This window comes from Burkholderia torrens, assembly GCF_984668525.1.
Genome location: NZ_OZ480212.1, coordinates 196,805 through 214,461, shown reverse-complemented (window position 1 = coordinate 214,461; position 17,657 = coordinate 196,805). Strand labels below are relative to the sequence as shown.

The following is a 17,657-nucleotide window of genomic DNA, read 5'->3' as shown; positions in this document are numbered from 1 at the left end:
TCATTCGCTCCGGTCGAACGCATACAGCGACAGCGTGAGCAGCGTCGTGATCGCCAGCACGACCGCGAGGCCGAGCATGCCGGCCGTGAAGGTGCCGAAGCTGTCCTTCAGGTAGCCGACGAGATAGGGGCCCGCGAAGCCGCCGAGCGCACCGATCGAGTTGATCAGCGCCAGGCCGCCGGCCGCCGCCTGACCGGACAGGAAACGCGACGGCAGCGTGTAAAAGATCGTGCGGCCGGCAATCGTGCCGATCAGCGCGAGCGTGATGCCGACGAGTGCCGGCCCGAGCGTCAGGAAATGCGTCGACACGCCGAGCGCCACCGCGCCGATGAACAGCCCGATCGCCAGGTTCACGACGGGGCCGCCGCGACGATCCACGCGCTTCGCCCACCACAGCAGCGCGACCGTCGCGAAGAAGTACGGCACCGCGGACAGCCAGCCCGTCTGCATCGTCGACATGCCGTGCGCCTTCAGCATCTGCGGCAGCCAGATGCCGATCCCGTACGAGCCCATCGTGAAACCGAACGAGATCAACGCAAGCACGTACACACGCACGTCGCGCAGCGCGACGCCGAATTGCTTCTTGCGGCCGGCCGCCGCGCCGTCGCGCTCGAACGCCCGCTGCAGCGCGGCTCGCTCGTCGTCCGACAGCCACGCGGCGTTCGCCGGCGAATCGGACAGCAGCTTCAGCACGAGGAAACCGAGCGCGCACGCGGGCAGCCCTTCGACGATGAACATCCACTTCCAGCCGGCGAGCCCGAGCGCGCCGTCGAGCTGCAGCAGCCACGTCGACAGCGGGCCGCCGATCAGCGACGACAGCGGCGTCGACACGGTGAACCACGCCAGCACGCGCGTGCGGTAGCTCGGCGGAAACCACACCGCGAGGAAGAAGATCACGCCCGGAAAGAACCCGGCCTCGCCGATGCCGAGCAGCAGCCGGATCGCGTAGAAACTGGTCGGCCCGGTCGCGAGCGCGGTCGCGGCCGCCATCAGCCCCCACGTGATCATGATGCGGGCGAGCCAGCGGCGCGCGCCGAAGCGGTACAGCGCGAGATTGCTCGGCACCTCGAACAGGCAGTAGCCCGCGAACATGATCCCCGCGCCCCAGCCGAACTGCGTCGCGGTCAGCCCGAGATCGCGGTTCATCGTGAGCGCGGCGAACCCGACGCTCGTGCGATCCAGGTAGTTGAAGAAATACGCGAGCGCGAGCAGCGGGATGAAGCGCCACGCAGCTTTGCGCACCGCGCGTTGCTCGACCGATGCGTCGGTCTCGCGATCGGCGGGCAGTGCCGGGGAAGCGGATGTCATGGTTGTCTCCGTGGATGAGGCGATCCTCTGCCGCGCGGTGCGCGGCCGGGACGCCTTTGTTCGTTCGATGAATCGCGGCCGCGCTACGCGCTCGCCACTTCGTTCGGCGAAGGCGCGCCGCCGCCCGGCCCGTCGCCGTTCGCTGCCTCGTCGGCACCGTACCGCCCCGCAACGACGCCGGCATCGATCAGCGCACGCGCATCGTCCGGCGTGTAGCCAAGTTCGCCGAGCAGCGCGCACGTGTCCTGGCCGAGTGCGGGCGGCGCCGAGCGCAGCCGCAGGCGCTCGCCCGCGAGTGTCAGCGGCAGCAGCGCGGTGCGCGTCTCGACCGGCCGCCCGGCACTGCTCGCATCGGCCGGCAGCGTCACGGCTTCGAGGCCGCCCGTGGCGAGCAGATGCGGATCGTCGAACAGGTCCTGCGGCTTCGTGATCGGTGCATACGGCAGGCCGGTCGATTCGAAGATCGCGCCGATCTCCGCCGCCGAGTACGACGCCAGCCGCGAACGCAGCTCGGGCAGCAGCCATTCGCGCGCCTGCACGCGCAGGTTGTTGGTCGCGAGACGCGGATCGTCCTTCAGCGCGGCCAGCCCGAACGCATCGCAGAACAGCCCCCATTGCGTGTCCGACACGACCGCGAGGAAAATCTGTTCGTTGTCCTTGACGGAGAACACGTCGTAGACGGCCCACGCGGAAATCCGGCTCGGCATCGGCGACGCGGCCTGCCCCGTCACCGCGAACTGCATCATGTGCTGCGCGACGAGGAACACGTTGTTCTCGAACAGCGAGCTCTGCACCTGCTGGCCGCGGCCCGTGCGTTCACGCTGGGCGAGCGCGGCCATCGCGCCGATCGCGCCGAACATGCCGCCCATGATGTCGTTCACGCTCGTGCCCGCGCGCAGCGGCCGCCCCTCCGGGCCCGTCATGTACGCGAGGCCGCCCATCATCTGCACGACCTCGTCGAGCGCGGTGCGATGCTCGTACGGCCCCGGCAGGAAGCCCTTGTGCGACACGTACACGAGGCGCGGATTCAGCGAGTCCAGCGCCGGATAACCGAGGCCGATGCGGTCCATCGTGCCGCTCTTGAAGTTCTCGCTGAACACGTCCGCCGTCGCGACGAGCCGCAGCACGATCTCGAGCCCGCGCGGATCCTTCACGTCGACCGCGAGGCTCTTCTTGTTGCGGTTGAACATCCCGAAGAAGCCCGCGCCGGAACCGCGCAGCGCCCGCGTGCTGTCGCCCGCGATCGGTTCGATCTTGATCACTTCCGCCCCGAGATCCGCGAGCAGCATCCCGCAGGTCGGCCCCATCACCATGTGCGTCATCTCGATCACGCGCACGCCTGCGTATGGCAGCGCGGAATTTGGTTGGCGATCGTTCATTGCGCGACTCCCGTCACGCATCCTTCCGGTTGCGCCGCCGTCGGCGCGCGGCCGTCCGCATAGCGGAACCCCTTCGGCAACCCGGCGTCGGGCACGTGGCCGTACAGCGCCTCGGACGGCAGCGCCGCGTGCAGGATCGCGCGCGCGGCGAGCAGCGCGTCGACGTCGATGCCCGTGTCGTACCCCATCGCTTCGAGCAGGAACACGAGATCCTCGGTGACGATGTTGCCGGTCGCGCCGGGCGCATACGGACACCCGCCGAGGCCGCCCTGGCTCGCGTCGATCGTCGTCACGCCCGCGTCGAGCGCCGCGACGACGTTCGCGAGCCCCTGCCCGCGCGTGTTGTGGAAATGTGCGCCGCCGGCCTTGTCGCCGACTTCGCGCTGCAGGCGCGCGAACAGCCGGCGCACCTGTGCGGGGTTCGCATAGCCGCTCGTGTCGGACAGGCCGATTTCGTCGACGCCGCATTCGGCCATCGCGACGGCCATCGCGATCGTCTCGTCGTCGCTGACGGCACCGGCGATCGTGCAGCCGAACGCGACCGACACGCCGGCCTCGATCTGTACCGACGGATACCGCGCATCGCGCAGCGCGACGACCGCGCGCACTTCGTCGATCATCTGCGCGGGCGTCTTGCGGATGTTCGCCAGCGAATGGGCTTCCGTGACCGAGACCGGCAGCGTCAGCTTGTGCACACCCGCGTCGAATGCGCCTTCGGCACCGCGCAGGTTCGGCGCGAGCGCGGCGACGTGCAACCCGGGAATCGCCAGCGCATGCGCGACGACTTCGCGAACGTCGGCCATCTGCGGCAACAGCCGGGGCGGCACGAACGACCCCACCTCGATCTCGCGCAGCCCGGCCGCGGCCAGCGCGGTGATCCAGCGCAGCTTGCCGGCCGTCGGCATCACGGCCTTGATGCTCTGCAGCCCGTCGCGCGGACCGACCTCGCTGACCAGCACCTTCGGTATTTCGGAAACGCTCATTCGACACCTCACCGTTCTATCTAAAAGAACATTGTTCTGTTTGACAGAACTTTAGGCGCACATCGAATGGACGATAAGCGGGGTATACCCGTGAAATTGCGATTTTATGGAACTTGCGTTCTGTCAGACAGAACGATATAGTCGACCGACCATCATTCGAAGGAAGCACGCAGTGCCCACGAATCAAGCAGATCTCGCCGGCGACGTTCGCGATCCGGCGGCCGAAGAAGCGTCCAGCGGCGTCGCCGTGCTCGACCGTGCGTTCGCGATCCTCCGTGCGTTCGGGCAGACCGACGACCGGCTGTCGCTCGCCGAGCTGTCGCGCCGCACGGGGCTGTACAAGAGCACGCTCCTGCGCCTGCTCGCGGCGCTCGAGCACGGCGGCTTCATGCGCAAGCTCGACGACGGCCAGTACGCGATCGGGCACGAGCCTCTGCGGCTCGCCGCGCTGTACCAGCGGTCGTTCCGCGTCGGTCCGGTGGTCGAGCCGCTGCTCGAGGCGCTGAGCCGCGAACTCGGCGAAACGGCGTCGTTCTACGTGCGCCAGGGCGACATGCGCTCGGTGCTCTATCGCGTCGAGCCCGCACGCGCGGTGCGCGTGTCGATTCGCGTCGGCGAGGAATTTCCGGTTCGCCAGGGCGCATCCGGGAAGGTGCTGCTGGCCTTCACCGACACGCACGACGCCCGCTGGAACGACGTGCGCGAACAGCTGTGGGCCGCGTCGTACGGCGAGCGCGACCCCGAGACGGCATCGGCATCCGTGCCGGTGTTCGACGCGGCCGGCGAATGCATCGGCGCGCTGACGGTGTCGGGCCCGAAATCGCGGCTCGCCGCCGCGCCGGCCATGGCGGCGGCGCTCGCGATGCTGCTGCCGCTCGCGCAGAAGGCGACCGTCGCGCTCGGCGGCGCCGGCGCGCGCTACGATGCAGCCGCCGTGCGCGACAGTCTCGCGCGGCTCGCGTCATCGGCCGACGACGACGCATCGTCGTAGCGCACCGGTTACGCCGGGCCGGCGATGCATGAGGGAGCGCGAAACACGGCCGCATGCGACACTGGCCGCCGATGCACGCATCGCGCGACGCCCGCGGGCGCGCGGTGCGTGCCGCCGCCAACCGGACATGCACGAGGAGACGCTCGCGATGAACGCCGCACGCCCCGCCGCCTGGTATTTCGATTTCGTTTCGCCGTTCGCCTATCTGCAGCAGGAACAGTTCGACCGGTTGCCGCCGGCCGCCGCGTTCGAGCCGCGGCCGATCGTGCTCGGCGCGCTGCTCGCGCACTGGGGGCAGAAAGCGCCGGCCGAGATCGCGGCCAAGCGCGTCTTCACTTATCGCCACGCGCAATACCGCGCGGACAAGCTCGGCATCGCATTCCGGATGCCGCCCGCGCATCCATTCAATCCGATCAGGCCGCTGCGCCTCGCGATCGCGATGGGCAGCTCGCGCGACGCGATCCAGCGGATCTTCCGGCATATCTGGCGCGACGGTCACGACGTGTCGACGCCGGAAGGCTTCGCCGCGCTGTGCGAAGCCGTCGGTTTTCCGGAGGGCGTGACGGCCGTCGAAGCACAGCCGGTGAAGGACGCGCTGCGCGCGAACACCGATCAGGCAATCGCCGACGGCGTATTCGGCGTGCCGACCTTCGCACTCGACGGCGACCTGTTCTGGGGCGAGGACGCGACCGACATGTTTGCCGACTGCGCGACGTCACGCGCGTGGCTCGACTCGCCCGAGGTACGTCGCATCAGCGCGCTGCCGGAAGGAATCCGGCGCGGCTGACGGCACGGCGGCCGTCACGCGCCGGCCGGATCGCCCTCGCGCCCTTCGACGAGCGTCGGCACGGCCTCGCGCATCATCGCGACGAACCGCACGAGCCGCGACGGATAGAACTGCGCATGCGGATAGGTCAGGTAGACGGGCAGCGGCGCGGCCTGCCACTCGGGTGCGAGATGGACGAGCTCACCGCGCGCGAGATGGCCGGCGAGCATCCATGACGAGCCGACACACGCACCGACGCCCAGCAGCGCCGCGCTGCGCAGCGCATACAGGTTCGCGGTCGTGATGCGCGGCCGGATCGCGATGCGCCGCGTATCGCCCGTGACCGCATGCGTCAGCGCGAGCTCGTTGAGGTAGTAGGTGCGCAGCGCGAGCCACGGCAGCGCGGCCAGCGCGTCGGGGTCGGCCGGGACGTCGGCACCGTTCAGCACCGACGGCGCGGCGACCACGAAACGCGGCACCTTCGTGAGCCGGATCGCGACCACGCCCGGATCGGTCGGCTCGCCGACCTGGATCGCGCAATCGATGCCACTGCCGACGAAATCGCGCACCTCGTCCTGCAGCAGCCACTCGACCGATACGCGCGGATAGTCGCGCAGGAACCGCGCGAGCGGCGCGACGAAACGCTCCTGCCCGAACGCGTGCGGCACCGCGACGCGCAGCAGCCCGTCGGGCTCCTCCTGCGCACCGCGCAAGTCCGCTTCGAACGCCGCCCAGTTCGCCAGCAGTTCCTTCGCACGCTTGAAGCAGCGCTCGCCGTCGACGGTCAGCCGCATCGTGTGCGTCGTCCGTTGCAGCAAGCGCATGCCGAGCGAACGTTCGAGCGCCTGCAGCCGCCGGCTGATCGTCGGCTGCGTCGTATGCAACTGCGCGGCGGCGGCCGACAGGCTGCCGGCCTCGACTATGCGTACGAACGTTTCCATCAGCTCGAAACGATAGCCTGCGCCGTCCACCGGCACGGCCTGAATGCGCCGAGACCCGCCAGTGGCGGGAAAAGGAGAGGATTTATCGGTCATTCGTGGAGCGTATAACAAATCTGCGCCAGATGGCACTACCGTGCTCGACCGTGTGCCGCCACACTCGCATCCATCCTGTTATCCAGCCAAGGATGCACACCATGTCCACCCCGACCCGTCTCGACGCCGCGCCCCGTGTGGCGCACGCCCCGGCCCATCCGGCCGCCCATTCGATGCCCGATCGCCGGCTCGTGCTGCTGCTCGCGGCCGCCGCAGGCCTCGGCGTCGCCCCGCTCTACTACGCGCAGCCGATGCTCGGCGCGCTCGGGCCCGATCTCGGCGCGTCGGCGCGCGCGATCGGCTTCGTGCCGACGCTCACGCAGCTCGGCTATGCGCTCGGCATCCTGCTGCTCGCGCCGCTGGGCGACCGCTTCGACCGGCGCCGCGTGATCGTGACCAAGGCTGCCGCGCTGGTCGTCGCGCTGCTGCTCGCGTCGATCGCGCCGTCGCTCGGGCTGCTGCTCGCGGCCAGCTTCGCGATCGGCCTCGCCGCGACGATGGCGCAGGACGTCGTGCCCGCTGCCGCGACGCTCACGCACGACACGCATCGCGGCCGCATCGTCGGCACGGTGATGACGGGGCTGCTGCTCGGCATCCTGCTGTCGCGCGTCGTGGCCGGCTTCATCGCGGAAACGGCCGGCTGGCGCGCGATGTTCGCACTCGCGGCCGTCAGCGTCGCCGCGATCGGCGCGGTGGCCGCCCGCGGGCTGCCGCGCTTCGAGCCGACCACGCGCCTGCCGTATCGCGCACTGATCGCCTCGCTCGGCGCGCTGTGGCGCGATCATCCGGCACTGCGCCGCGCCGCACTCGCGCAGGGGCTGCTCGCCATCGGCTTCAGCGCGTTCTGGTCGACGCTCGCGGTGATGCTGCACGGCGCGCCGTTCCATCTGGGCAGCGCGGCGGCCGGCGCATTCGGCCTCGCGGGTGCCGCCGGCGCGCTGGGTGCACCGATCGCCGGACGCCTGGCCGACCATCACGGCCCCGAGCGCGTCACGCGCATCGGCATCGGCATCGCGATGCTGTCGTTCGCATCGATGGCCGCCGCGCCGCTGATGTCGCCGCATGCGCAACTCGTGCTGCTCGCGGCCGCGACGATCGGCTTCGATCTCGGCGTGCAGGCGACGCTGATCGCGCACCAGGCAATCGTGTACCGGATCGATCCTGCGTCGCGCAGCCGCCTCAACGCGGTGCTGTTCGTCGGCATGTTCATCGGGATGGCGGCCGGCGCCGCGATCGGCAGTTTGTTGCTCGCGCAACTGGGCTGGAATGCGGTGACCGCGCTGGCCGTCTCGACATCGCTGGCCGCGCTCGCCGTGCGGGTCTGGCGCAACTGACATCCGGCATCGCGCAGGCGAGGCGGGCAGGCCTGCAGGGCTTGCCCGCCTTTTCTTTTATTTTCGATCGGCGCAGGCATGACGCCGCGCGGCCCGGCAGATTTGCTCGCATATTGCACGGCACGCGCGGCAATCGCTCATCCGGCGCAAGGTCTGCACCGGCCTGCCGAATTGTCCAGTTCACCCAATTATTTTTACAACGGCGATGCGTGCGGGCGCGCAAACGTCGGACGATTCGACCTTGCCTTGCCGCATGGCGCTCGCCCATCCGGCCCCACCATACCAACCCGTTTTATCAGGGGATTCCCGGTATTTTTTCGCATTTTCTTCGAAATAACGGGTGACATACTTGCCCCCCGTTGCGCTCCGGGCGAGCGCGCTTCCAGATCCTGCCGGCCGCACGTCATGCACTGCGCGTCCGCCGGGGTCGCAGAACATGAACAATTTCGACACCACGATCCAGATCTTCCTCACTCACGTGACGTTCGGCCCGCTGATGAATCACGCGATCCGCGTGATCGCCGGCCTGTACACGTTCAAGGGCTTCGTGCTCATTCCCGTCCTGTGCTGGCTGTGGTTCCAGCCGGGCCCGAACCGCGAGCGGCAACGCGAGCTGGTCGTCGCGACGATCGCGAGCGGGCTCGTCGCGCTCGCGATCGGCCGGGTGCTCGCGCAGGTGCTACCGTTCCGCGTGCGGCCGATCTACAACCCCGACCTGCACCTGCACTTCCCGTCGGCCGGACTGCGCGCCGCGACGCTGCAGGCATGGAGCTCGTTTCCGAGCGATCACGCGATGCTGTGGATGGCGATCGCAACCGGCATCTTCATCATCGCGCGCCGCATCGGCATCGTCGCGCTGCTGTATTCGGTCGTGTTCATCTGCCTGCCGCGCGCGTACCTCGGCTTTCACTACCCGACCGACCTGATCGCGGGCGCCGCGATCGGCATCGCGATCGCGTGGCTGCTGACGCGCGACGCGATCCGCTCGCGCTTCGCGCCGCAGGTGCTGGAGATGATCCGGCGCTTCCCCGCGCCGGCCTATACGCTCGCGTTCCTGCTGTGCTTCGAGCTCATCACGCAGTTCGACGAACTGCTGACGCTCGCGCAGTCGGTCACACATACGATGTGACGGGTCGGTGCCGCGATGCTGCCCTTGCTGCTGACGTTCCGTCGCCCCGGCACGCGCTGCCGGCCATGCGCGGCAGCCGCACGCCGCGCGACGGCCGCGCACGTCAGTCGCGGTCGGGCGCGCCGAGCGGAAAGAACGAGCGAAACGGCCGCGCCTCGTCGACCGCGCGTGCAAACGACGGCCGCGCCAGCAGACGCTTGCGATACGCGATCACGTTCGCGAACGCCGGATCGATCCGGTGCGTCCAGTCCGCATAGAACAGGAACGGCGCCGCGCCGCAATCGGCGAGGCTGAAACGATCGCCGGCCGCCCATTCGCGATCGGCCATCTTCTTGTCCAGCCACGCATACGACGTGTCGAGCATCGCACGCGCATCGGCGACGCCGCGTGCATCGCGTTCCGACTCCCTGCGCAGCGCGTCATGCACGACCTTCTGCTGCGGCGTCGACACGTAGTTGTCGAAGAAGCGATCCATCATCCGCACCTCGAGCGCGGCGTGCGGATCGTCGGGCAGCAGGCGCACGGGGCCCGGATGGTTCAGGCCGAGATACTCGATGATGATCGACGCCTCGATCACCGTGCGGCCCGCGTCGACCAGCACCGGAAAGCGTTTCAGCGGCCACAGCGCGGTCAGTTCCTGCATCGGCTTCGGATCGTCGTGCGCGAGCAGGCGGTACTCGAACGGCGTGCCGTTCTCGTACAGCGCGGTCAGCACCTTCTGGCAGTAGGACGAAAAGGGATGGGCGTAAAGGGTCGGCATCATCGCGTGTCTCTCGGGGTTGGGGCGCCACGCCATGCGGCGCCACGTGATCGGATACCTTGACGACGTACGGCGCCGAGCCGTTTCGACATCGGCCCGGAAATTTTTTTCGGTTTCTTCGGACCGCTACGACCGGCCGTCCCTCACGACGCGCCCTTCGGCACGCCAGCGCAGCATCCCGCCGCCGAGATTCGCGACCGCGTCGAAACCGGCCTTCAGCAGGATCACGGTCGCCTGCGCGGAGCGCCCGCCGGCCCGGCACACGGTCACGACCGGCCGGTCGCGCGCGATCTCGCCGGCACGCGCGGCCAGTTCGCCGAGCGGAATCGGCGTCGCGCCGGGCAGATGGCCGAGCGGGCCCGCGAATTCGTCCGGTTCGCGCACGTCGACGACCTGCACGGCCGGCAGGTGATCCTCGAGCCACTGCGGGTCGATTTCCCAGAACCCGGCGAACGTATAGACGAGCGGCGCCCAGTCGGGCGCCGCCTGCGCATCGGGTGCGTTCGCGGCGACGCCGCACTGCAGGTTTGCCGGCACGGCGACGTCGATCTGGCGCGGATGCGCGAGCCCGAGGTTGCGCATGTAGCCCGCGAAATCGTCTTCGCTGAGATCGCCGCCGAGGCGCGGATTGAAGCGCCGCTCCTCGCCGACGCTCGTCACCGTGAGCCCGCGATAGTCGTGAGCCGGATACAGCAGGCACGCGGCCGGCAGCGTGAAGAGCCGGCCGTGCACCGCGCGATACAGCGCGCGCGGGTCGCCCTGCTGGAAGTCGGTGCGGCCGGTGCCGCGGATCAGCAGGCAATCGCCGGTGAACGCCATCGACTCGTCGTCGAGCACGAGGCTGATGCAGCCGCTCGTATGGCCGGGCGTCGCGCGCACGGTCAGGTAGCGCGCACCGAACGCGCAGCGGTCGCCGTCGTTCAGGTAACGGTCGGCGCCCTGCGCGCCGCTCGCGGCCGAGATCGCGATCGCGCTGCCCGTGCGCTGCTTCAGCAGCCACGCGCCCGTCACGTGATCGGCATGCACGTGCGTGTCGACGGTCGCGACGAGCCGCAGCCCGAGTTCGTCGAGCAGCGCCGCGTCGCGGCGCACCTGCTCGAACACCGGATCGATCAGCAGCGCTTCGCGCGATGCGCTGTCGGCGAGCAGATACGTATACGTCGACGATTGCGGGTCGAAAAGTTGCCGGAAGATCATCGCGAAGTCGCTCCGTCGCCTGTCCAGGTTGGTATTGTGCAGCCCACGTGCCGTGCGTCGCCGGTGCGCGCGTGAGCTCGAGTGCCGCGCCGTCCGTAAACGTTACCGCACCGCATGATCCGGACGATCACGGCTGCGTCAGCTGCACATCGTCGTCCGGAATCGACTTCGGCAAGATGACATCGCCGCCGGGCGGCCGGCATCGTACCTGCCGCGCTTCGCACCTTGATATAGCGTAGATCAAAATACATGGGCCACCGGCGTCCCATATACGGCAACCGATTCCGATGACGAATGGCGCACGGCGGACGATTCGCGGCGCCCGGACGGTAGCGTGAGCTGCCTTGCACTATGGCCTGTTCTCGACTCCGTTCACGGGTGGTATTCCTGTCGACATGTCGCTGACGATCGATCTCATGAACAGTCACGTAAACGTTTGATTTTTAATCGTTGGACTCGCGCCTATCAAAACGCTGGCTATCCGGATTTTATTGAATTTCCGGACTACCGTTCTTCATCGCCGGCGCCGTCTGGTCGCAGCTACCCGGCGCACGACCAACCCGCATCGAACCGTGCGATCGCTGATGTATGGCGACCGCTAAAACTCTGACCAATGACCGAATCGCTGCGAATAAAACTCGACTTCTTCAGCCGTCGCCAACGATAAATTCAGATCCAGCCGGATTTATCGATTTCCATCGAAAATTAATCACAAGGCGTGAGCCATAATCCCCAAAAAATCCACGCCATTCGATTTTGGCAATTTTGACTCGGGTAGCCGACGCGAAGAGACCACCGAAATATCTCTCGGCAAGCTGCGCAGATTTTCAGGTGCCAGCCGGTGCGTCAAAGCCCGATGCCCCCGTCGTTTCGTCTGAGAAAATCGATACTCCATTTATTTTTTGATTGACTTAATCTCCTCCAATCGACACATAAAAATTTCGCAACGCGCATTGTGAACTACGACCCCTTTAGCATTTTCTCTAAAATGTAAAAGGAAGTGACTCATTAATCAGTGCCCGAATCCAGGTCAGAACAATTCTGCATACTCCGGACTGGTGGATGTTGCGCATGGGTCGGACCCTTCTCGCACTCATTTCCCGCTCGTTACGTCCTTTGCATTTCGTAACAAGTCGGGTTGATTCGTCAGGACGTGCTGTTTTAAATTTCGGCCGTCGCCCAGCAGCGTCCGGTAGTTGGGCGACGTTTCATTCTACAAATCGCGACGTGCCGGATACCTGGATGGTCAGCCATCCGGCACTGCAAGCCTGCACGCCGTGCGGGCTTGATCAAGCGGTCGAACTCGCAATGGGTATCGATTCGATTACAAGCAGCCTGTTGGGACTCGACGCGCCGTAGCGGGCTCGCCGAGTCGTTCCTGTCATGCCGAACTGGAGCCAGCTTGATAGCGGGATTCACGATCGAATCCCACTATTTGCGTCGCACTCCTGAATGTACCGCCGAGATTCACCCAGATCTGCGACGGTACGACTTAACTTTGCGCAACGCGCCGAAAGAGGACAGAAAATGGAATTCGTACGAATGGGAATCGTCTTTGTTCATCTCATCGCCTGCTGTGTCGCGATCGGTCTCGTGCTGACCAGTGACATCGCCATGGTCAAGCGACTATTGGATTCCGACGCATCTACCGACCTTGCCCAGGTCCACCTGCCCAGCCTGCAGCGCACCGTCTCGTTGGCGCTGACGGTGCTTTGGATCACCGGCATCGCGATCATTGCGTTCGATATGCGGACTCAGGGTCTCGGGTATCTCGGCAATCCCAAGCTGCAGGCCAAGATAAGCATCGTCGCCCTGCTGACCTTCAACGGTATCGCTTTGCACTCCGCGGTTCTCCCGGCGTTGGAGAAAGCGGGATCCTTGCTGAAGCTCTCCTTCGAACGGCGCATGGTTGCCATTTTCGCGGGCGTGATTTCCGCCGTCTCGTGGTTCTATGCGGCGATGCTCGGCGTCGGGCGCCCGTTGAGCTGGAAGTATTCGTTGATCCAGATCCTGGCAGCTTACCCGGCACTGATCGCAGGTGGAATCGCCACCATGTTGTTTATCACGGCATTGGCAAAGTCCAGGACGACCGATGAGCGACAGAACACCGAAAAGGTAGCGGCCTATTGATCGCCGACACCCGAGGGATGCGCACTGCTCGCGGCAGTGCGCATCTGTCGTCGCACATTCCGCGCTTCGGCCAGCATCGGATTCCGAATGCAGCGCTGACGGAATTCGCGCAGCGCATGCCGCTCTTCACCTCGACATTCGACCGGCTCGTCGATCAAGATCTCTCGATATCTCTTGACGACAGGGTTCTCCGGTATGCGAACCTTGCGCCTGACCATCCGGCACGACATGCCGAATCGGTCACGGTGTGGTCCCAAGGCGGGACCGATTTCCATGTCACAATCGATCGCCACGCGTCATAATCGGCCGCAACGCCATGACTAGCAGGGCTTCATCGTTTTGAGCACAACAATCCGTCTCGGTCCATCCGATACATGTCGATGACGATCGATCCGAAGCAGGCCGCCGCGCTGCTGGCCGTCGCCGACACCGGCAGCTTCGAGCAGGCGGCCGTGCGCCTGCACGTGACCGCATCCGCCGTCACGCAGCGGGTCCGCGCGCTGGAAGCCAGCCTCGGCACGCCGCTCGTGCTGCGCACGCGGCCGTGCCGCCCGACGGTGGCCGGCCAGCGCGTGCTGCAGCACCTGCGCCGCGTCGCGCTGCTGCAGGCCGACCTGCAGAGCACACTCGCGGCCGAGCGCGAATCGCCGATCTCCGTGACGATCGCGCTGAACGCCGACAGCCTCGGCACCTGGTTCCTGCCCGCGCTGACGTCCGTGCTCGCGGGCGAGCGCATCCTGTTCGAGCTGATCATCGAGGACCAGGACCATACGTTTGCGTTGCTCGAAAGCGGGATGGCGGTCGGCTGCGTGACGACCGAGCCGAAGCCGATGCGCGGTTGCATCGCCACGCCGCTCGGCACGATGCGCTACCGGCTGCTCGCGGCCGCCGCGTTCGCGGTGCGCTGGTTTCCGCGCGGGCTGAACCGCACGAGCGCGCGCAAGGCGCCTGTCGTCGCGTATTCGCGGCGCGACACGCTGCAGTCGTCGTTCCTGAAGGAGAAGTTCGGGTTACCGGACGGCGCGTACCCGTGCCACTACGTGCCGGGCACCCATTCGCACTTTGCGGCGGTGCGGCACGGGCTCGGCTACGCGATGGTGCCGGAGCCGCTGATCGGCACGACGCCGCTCGATGCGCAGGGGCTCGTCGATCTCGCGCCCGCGCATCCGACCGACGTCACGCTGTACTGGCACGCGTGGACGGTGCAGTCGCCGACGATGGCGTCGCTGTCCGCGCGCGTGGTCGAAGCGGCACGCCGGCTGCTCTCGCCATTGCCGTAGCGCGGCGGCGATCGAGACTGCCGGCGCGGTACGCACGGCGACGAGAAAGCCGGCCGCGCCGCCTATACTTTTTCCATCGGCTTCGCGAACGCGCCGCGCGGCCGCTCGTCCAGGTCCGGCCGTTCCCTTTCATGTGAGGAGAACATCATGTCCCGCCGCTTTATCGATTGCCGCGAGTTTCCCAGCGCGACGAATTGCTCGGTCGCAATTTCCGCCGATTCCGACAACGAACTGCTGGAGGCCGCCGTGCAACATGCGGTCTCGGTGCACCAGCACACCGACAGCGCCGAACTGCGCACGCAGCTGAAATCGCTGTTCCGCGACGGCACGCCGCCCGTCGATACACCGCGGCAAGCGTAATCCGCCGGCACGGCAAGGATCGACCGACGACGCGGCGCGTCACCCTTCCGTATCGTGCGTCATGCCACGTCGCGCCGGCCCGTCGCCGGCCGGCGCATTCCGCTTCACGCGCGACGCTGCGCGAAATACGCGCCGACCGCGCCGAGGAACGTGTCGATGTCCGCACGCGACACGTCGCAGTGCGTGACGAAGCGCGACGCATACAGCATCTGCGTGAGGATCCCGCGTTCCTTGAGCCACGCCTCGAGCGGCGCGCAATCGGCTTCGGGGAATTGCGCGAACACCATGTTCGTCGCGTGCGACAGCACCTTCACGCCATCGATGCGCGCGAGGCCTTCAGCGAGATGCGCGGCATTCGCGTGATCGTCCGCGAGCCGCTCGACGTTGTGGTCGAGCGCATACAGGCACGCCGCCGCGAGAATGCCCGACTGCCGCATCCCGCCGCCGAGCACCTTGCGCCAGCGCTGCGCGCGCTCGACCAGCGCACGGCTGCCGACCAGCACGGAGCCGACCGGTGCGCCGAGCCCTTTCGAGAAGCAGATCGACACGGTGTCGAACGACGCGCACAGCTCGGCGATCGGGCGGCCCGATGCGACGGCCGCATTGCACACGCGTGCGCCGTCGAGGTGCGCGGACAGCCCGCGGCTGCGCGCGAACGCGACGGCTTCCTGCACATAGCCGTCCGGCAAGACCTGGCCGCCGATCGTGTTTTCGAGCGCGAGCAGGCGCGTGCGGGCAAAGTGATTGTCGAGCGGCTTGATCGCCGCGGCGATCTTCGCGAGCGGCAGCGTGCCGTCCGGCGCATTCTCGATCGGCTGCGGCTGGATGCTGCCGAGCACGGCCGCGCCGCCGCCTTCGTACTTGTAGGTGTGCGCGAGCTGGCCGACGATGTACTCGTCGCCGCGCTCGCAATGCGACATCAGCGCGGCCAGGTTGCTTTGCGTGCCGCTCGGGAAGAACAGGCCGGCTTCCTTGCCGGCCCGCTCGGCCGTCACCGCCTGCAGGCGCAGCACGGTCGGGTCGTCGCCCCAGACGTCGTCGCCGGTCTCGGCGGTGGTCATGGCGGCCAGCATTGCCTGGCTCGGACGTGTCACGGTATCGCTGCGTAAATCGATCATCGCTATGCCCTGAGTAAACGCGGACCGGCATCCCTGCGTCCGGCCCTGCCGAAACGAGACTCAGAGTGTACGCAATTCACGCAGCGCGCGCCGGCCGAAGAACCGCAATCGCGCGCGTCAGTATCGCGGCGGCGGCGGCCGGACGCCTGCGGGCGGCAGCGGCGGCGCCGCGCTACCCGCCGCCGCGTGTTCGGCTGCGCAAAACCGTTCCGATGACGCAGCGCGCCATATTGACGCACGTGCGTCAGACCGCCACGCCGCGGCCGCGCGCGACGCGAACGGCCTTCTTGATACGAATCAACGATTTATCCCGAAATCGCGCGCGGCAGGCTGGACATCTGCGACGAGTTGGCGCATTTCGCGGTGCAACATCGCGGCCCATACTCCAGCCAACCCCGACGCCTGTCCGCCGGGGTCCGCCGGCACCCGTCGGCGGGTATCGTCAGCTTCGGTCATCTGGTATGGACACCGCACTTTCGGCCCTCGATCTGGCCCGCCTGCAATTCGCGTTCACCGTCTCCTTTCACATCGTCTTTCCGGCGCTGAGCATCGGCCTCGCCAGCTTCATCGCCGTGCTCGAATACCGCTGGCTCAAGACCGGCAAGCAGTACTACAAGACCCTCTGTCTGTTCTGGTCGAAGATCTTCGCGGTCGCGTTCGGAATGGGCGTCGTCTCCGGCGTCGTGATGAGCTACCAGTTCGGCACGAACTGGTCGGGCTTCTCGAGCTTCGCCGGCGCCGTCACCGGGCCGCTGCTGATGTACGAGGTCATGACCGCGTTCTTCCTCGAGGCCGGCTTCCTCGGCATCATGCTGTTCGGCTGGAACCGTGTCAGCCCGCGCGCGCACTTCGGCGCGACGCTGATGGTCGCGATCGGCACGCTGATCTCGACGTTCTGGATCCTCGCGTCGAACAGCTGGATGCAGACGCCGCAGGGCTTCGAAATCGTCGACGGCCGCGTCGTGCCGACCGACTGGTTCGCGATCATCTTCAACCCGTCGTTCCCGTACCGCCTGTTCCACATGGCGATCGCCGCGTTCATCGTCGCCGCGCTGGTGGTAGCCGCAACGGGCGCATGGCACCTGCTGAAGGGCCGCCGCGACAAGGGCGTGAAGAAGATGTTCTCGATGGCGCTGTGGCTGCTGCTCGTGCTCGCGCCGCTGCAGGCCCTGATCGGCGACCAGCACGGCATCAACACGCTGAAGCACCAGCCCGCGAAGATCGCCGCGATCGAAGGGCTGTGGGAAACCGAAAAGGGCGGCACCGCGCTCAACCTGTTCGGCATTCCCGACATGAAGGCGGAAACGACCCGCTACGCGGTGAAGGTGCCGCACCTCGGCAGCCTGATCCTCACGCACAGCTGGGACGGCGAGATCCGCGGACTGAAGGACTTCCCGCCGGAAGACCGGCCGAACTCGACGGTCGTGTTCTGGAGCTTCCGGATCATGGTCGGCCTCGGCTTCGCGATGATCGGCCTCGCCGCGCTCGCGTGGCTGCTGCGCCGCCGTGGCCGCCTGTATGAATCGAAGTGGTTCCAGCGCTTCGCGCTCGTGATGGGCCCGACCGGTTTCGTGTCGCTGCTCGCGGGCTGGGTGACGACCGAAGCGGGCCGCCAGCCCTGGGTGGTCTACGGCGTGATGCGTACCGCGCACGCGGTGTCGCCGCTGTCGGTGCAGCAGGTCAGCCTGTCGATGATGACGTTCGTGATCGTGTACTTCCTCGTGTTCGGCACCGGCGTGTACTACATGCTGAAGCTGATGAAAGCCGGCCCCGCGCTGCCCGACGTGAAGCATGACGACACGCCCGACACGCGCCCCGATCACACCGCGCGCCGCCCGATGTCGGCCGTCGACGAACTGATCGAGACCGTCTGAGCCCACCCCTTTCG

At 67.1% G+C, this 17,657-nt stretch carries 17 protein-coding genes; 9 read left to right on the top strand and 8 right to left on the bottom strand.

What is annotated here, in order from left to right:
• From AC5LXX_RS17290 to AC5LXX_RS17280, 3 genes are all read right to left on the bottom strand, one after another.
• Nucleotides 1–1,308, bottom strand: a complete 1,308-nt coding sequence (locus AC5LXX_RS17290) for an MFS transporter (RefSeq protein WP_493412398.1) — start codon at nt 1,306–1,308, stop codon at nt 1–3.
• A gap of 83 nt (nt 1,309–1,391) precedes the next feature.
• Nucleotides 1,392–2,687: a CaiB/BaiF CoA transferase family protein gene (locus AC5LXX_RS17285; protein WP_493412397.1), complete on the bottom strand. Its 1,296-nt coding sequence runs from the start codon at nt 2,685–2,687 to the stop codon at nt 1,392–1,394.
• On the bottom strand, nt 2,684–3,670 hold the full coding sequence (locus AC5LXX_RS17280) for a hydroxymethylglutaryl-CoA lyase (RefSeq protein WP_493412396.1): 987 nt from the start codon (nt 3,668–3,670) through the stop codon (nt 2,684–2,686). Before AC5LXX_RS17280 ends, AC5LXX_RS17285 begins: the two co-directional genes overlap by 4 nt.
• A gap of 172 nt (nt 3,671–3,842) precedes the next feature.
• Here AC5LXX_RS17280 and AC5LXX_RS17275 point away from each other — a divergent pair, with 172 nt between their 5' ends.
• Entirely contained in the window at nt 3,843–4,661 is an 819-nt protein-coding gene (locus tag AC5LXX_RS17275; protein ID WP_493412395.1) for an IclR family transcriptional regulator, read from the top strand.
• A gap of 148 nt (nt 4,662–4,809) precedes the next feature.
• On the top strand, nt 4,810–5,448 hold the full coding sequence (locus AC5LXX_RS17270) for a 2-hydroxychromene-2-carboxylate isomerase (RefSeq protein ID WP_493412394.1): 639 nt from the start codon (nt 4,810–4,812) through the stop codon (nt 5,446–5,448).
• A gap of 14 nt (nt 5,449–5,462) precedes the next feature.
• On the opposite strand, the gene AC5LXX_RS17265 is transcribed toward AC5LXX_RS17270, so the two are convergent.
• A complete protein-coding gene (locus tag AC5LXX_RS17265) occupies nt 5,463–6,461 on the bottom strand; it encodes a LysR family transcriptional regulator (protein WP_493412393.1) in 999 nt (332 codons plus the stop codon).
• A 101-nt stretch (nt 6,462–6,562) separates the two neighbouring features.
• Between AC5LXX_RS17265 and AC5LXX_RS17260 the strand changes: the two genes are divergently transcribed.
• Nucleotides 6,563–7,795, top strand: a complete 1,233-nt coding sequence (locus AC5LXX_RS17260) for an MFS transporter (RefSeq protein ID WP_493412392.1) — start codon at nt 6,563–6,565, stop codon at nt 7,793–7,795.
• 180 nt (nt 7,796–7,975) lie between these two features.
• Here the strand turns inward: AC5LXX_RS17260 and AC5LXX_RS17255 are convergent, their stop codons facing one another.
• Nucleotides 7,976–8,233 (bottom strand): hypothetical protein, encoded by a 258-nt coding sequence (locus tag AC5LXX_RS17255; protein WP_493412391.1) that lies wholly within the window; start codon nt 8,231–8,233, stop codon nt 7,976–7,978.
• Between AC5LXX_RS17255 and AC5LXX_RS17250 the strand changes: the two genes are divergently transcribed.
• Nucleotides 8,232–8,924: a phosphatase PAP2 family protein gene (locus AC5LXX_RS17250; protein ID WP_493412390.1), complete on the top strand. Its 693-nt coding sequence runs from the start codon at nt 8,232–8,234 to the stop codon at nt 8,922–8,924. The genes AC5LXX_RS17255 and AC5LXX_RS17250 overlap by 2 nt on opposite strands.
• 103 nt (nt 8,925–9,027) lie before the next feature.
• Here the strand turns inward: AC5LXX_RS17250 and AC5LXX_RS17245 are convergent, their stop codons facing one another.
• Both AC5LXX_RS17245 and AC5LXX_RS17240 read right to left on the bottom strand, forming a co-directional pair.
• Nucleotides 9,028–9,687, bottom strand: coding sequence for a glutathione S-transferase family protein (locus AC5LXX_RS17245; protein ID WP_124451011.1), 660 nt, complete (start codon nt 9,685–9,687; stop codon nt 9,028–9,030).
• A 123-nt stretch (nt 9,688–9,810) separates the two neighbouring features.
• Nucleotides 9,811–10,881, bottom strand: a complete 1,071-nt coding sequence (locus tag AC5LXX_RS17240) for an MBL fold metallo-hydrolase (protein WP_493412389.1) — start codon at nt 10,879–10,881, stop codon at nt 9,811–9,813.
• 1,527 nt (nt 10,882–12,408) lie between these two features.
• On the opposite strand from AC5LXX_RS17240, the gene AC5LXX_RS17235 reads away from it, so the two are divergent.
• From AC5LXX_RS17235 to AC5LXX_RS17220, 4 genes are all read left to right on the top strand, one after another.
• Nucleotides 12,409–13,011, top strand: coding sequence for a hypothetical protein (locus AC5LXX_RS17235; RefSeq protein ID WP_493412388.1), 603 nt, complete (start codon nt 12,409–12,411; stop codon nt 13,009–13,011).
• Nucleotides 13,008–13,313: a hypothetical protein gene (locus AC5LXX_RS17230; protein WP_493412387.1), complete on the top strand. Its 306-nt coding sequence runs from the start codon at nt 13,008–13,010 to the stop codon at nt 13,311–13,313. The genes AC5LXX_RS17235 and AC5LXX_RS17230 overlap by 4 nt, the downstream gene beginning before the upstream one ends.
• A gap of 72 nt (nt 13,314–13,385) precedes the next feature.
• Nucleotides 13,386–14,291 carry an HTH-type transcriptional regulator ArgP gene (locus AC5LXX_RS17225; protein ID WP_493412386.1) on the top strand — a complete coding sequence of 302 codons (906 nt, stop codon included), beginning with the start codon at nt 13,386–13,388 and terminating at the stop codon, nt 14,289–14,291.
• 147 nt (nt 14,292–14,438) lie between these two features.
• Nucleotides 14,439–14,651, top strand: a complete 213-nt coding sequence (locus AC5LXX_RS17220; protein ID WP_493412385.1) for a DUF1059 domain-containing protein — start codon at nt 14,439–14,441, stop codon at nt 14,649–14,651.
• Nucleotides 14,652–14,755: 104 nt separating this feature from the next.
• On the opposite strand, the gene ltaE is transcribed toward AC5LXX_RS17220, so the two are convergent.
• Nucleotides 14,756–15,769, bottom strand: coding sequence for a low-specificity L-threonine aldolase (ltaE, locus tag AC5LXX_RS17215; RefSeq protein WP_493412384.1), 1,014 nt, complete (start codon nt 15,767–15,769; stop codon nt 14,756–14,758).
• Between the two features lie 461 nt (nt 15,770–16,230).
• Between ltaE and AC5LXX_RS17210 the strand changes: the two genes are divergently transcribed.
• On the top strand, nt 16,231–17,643 hold the full coding sequence (locus AC5LXX_RS17210; RefSeq protein WP_493412383.1) for a cytochrome ubiquinol oxidase subunit I: 1,413 nt from the start codon (nt 16,231–16,233) through the stop codon (nt 17,641–17,643).
• Nucleotides 17,644–17,657 lie beyond the last annotated feature (14 nt).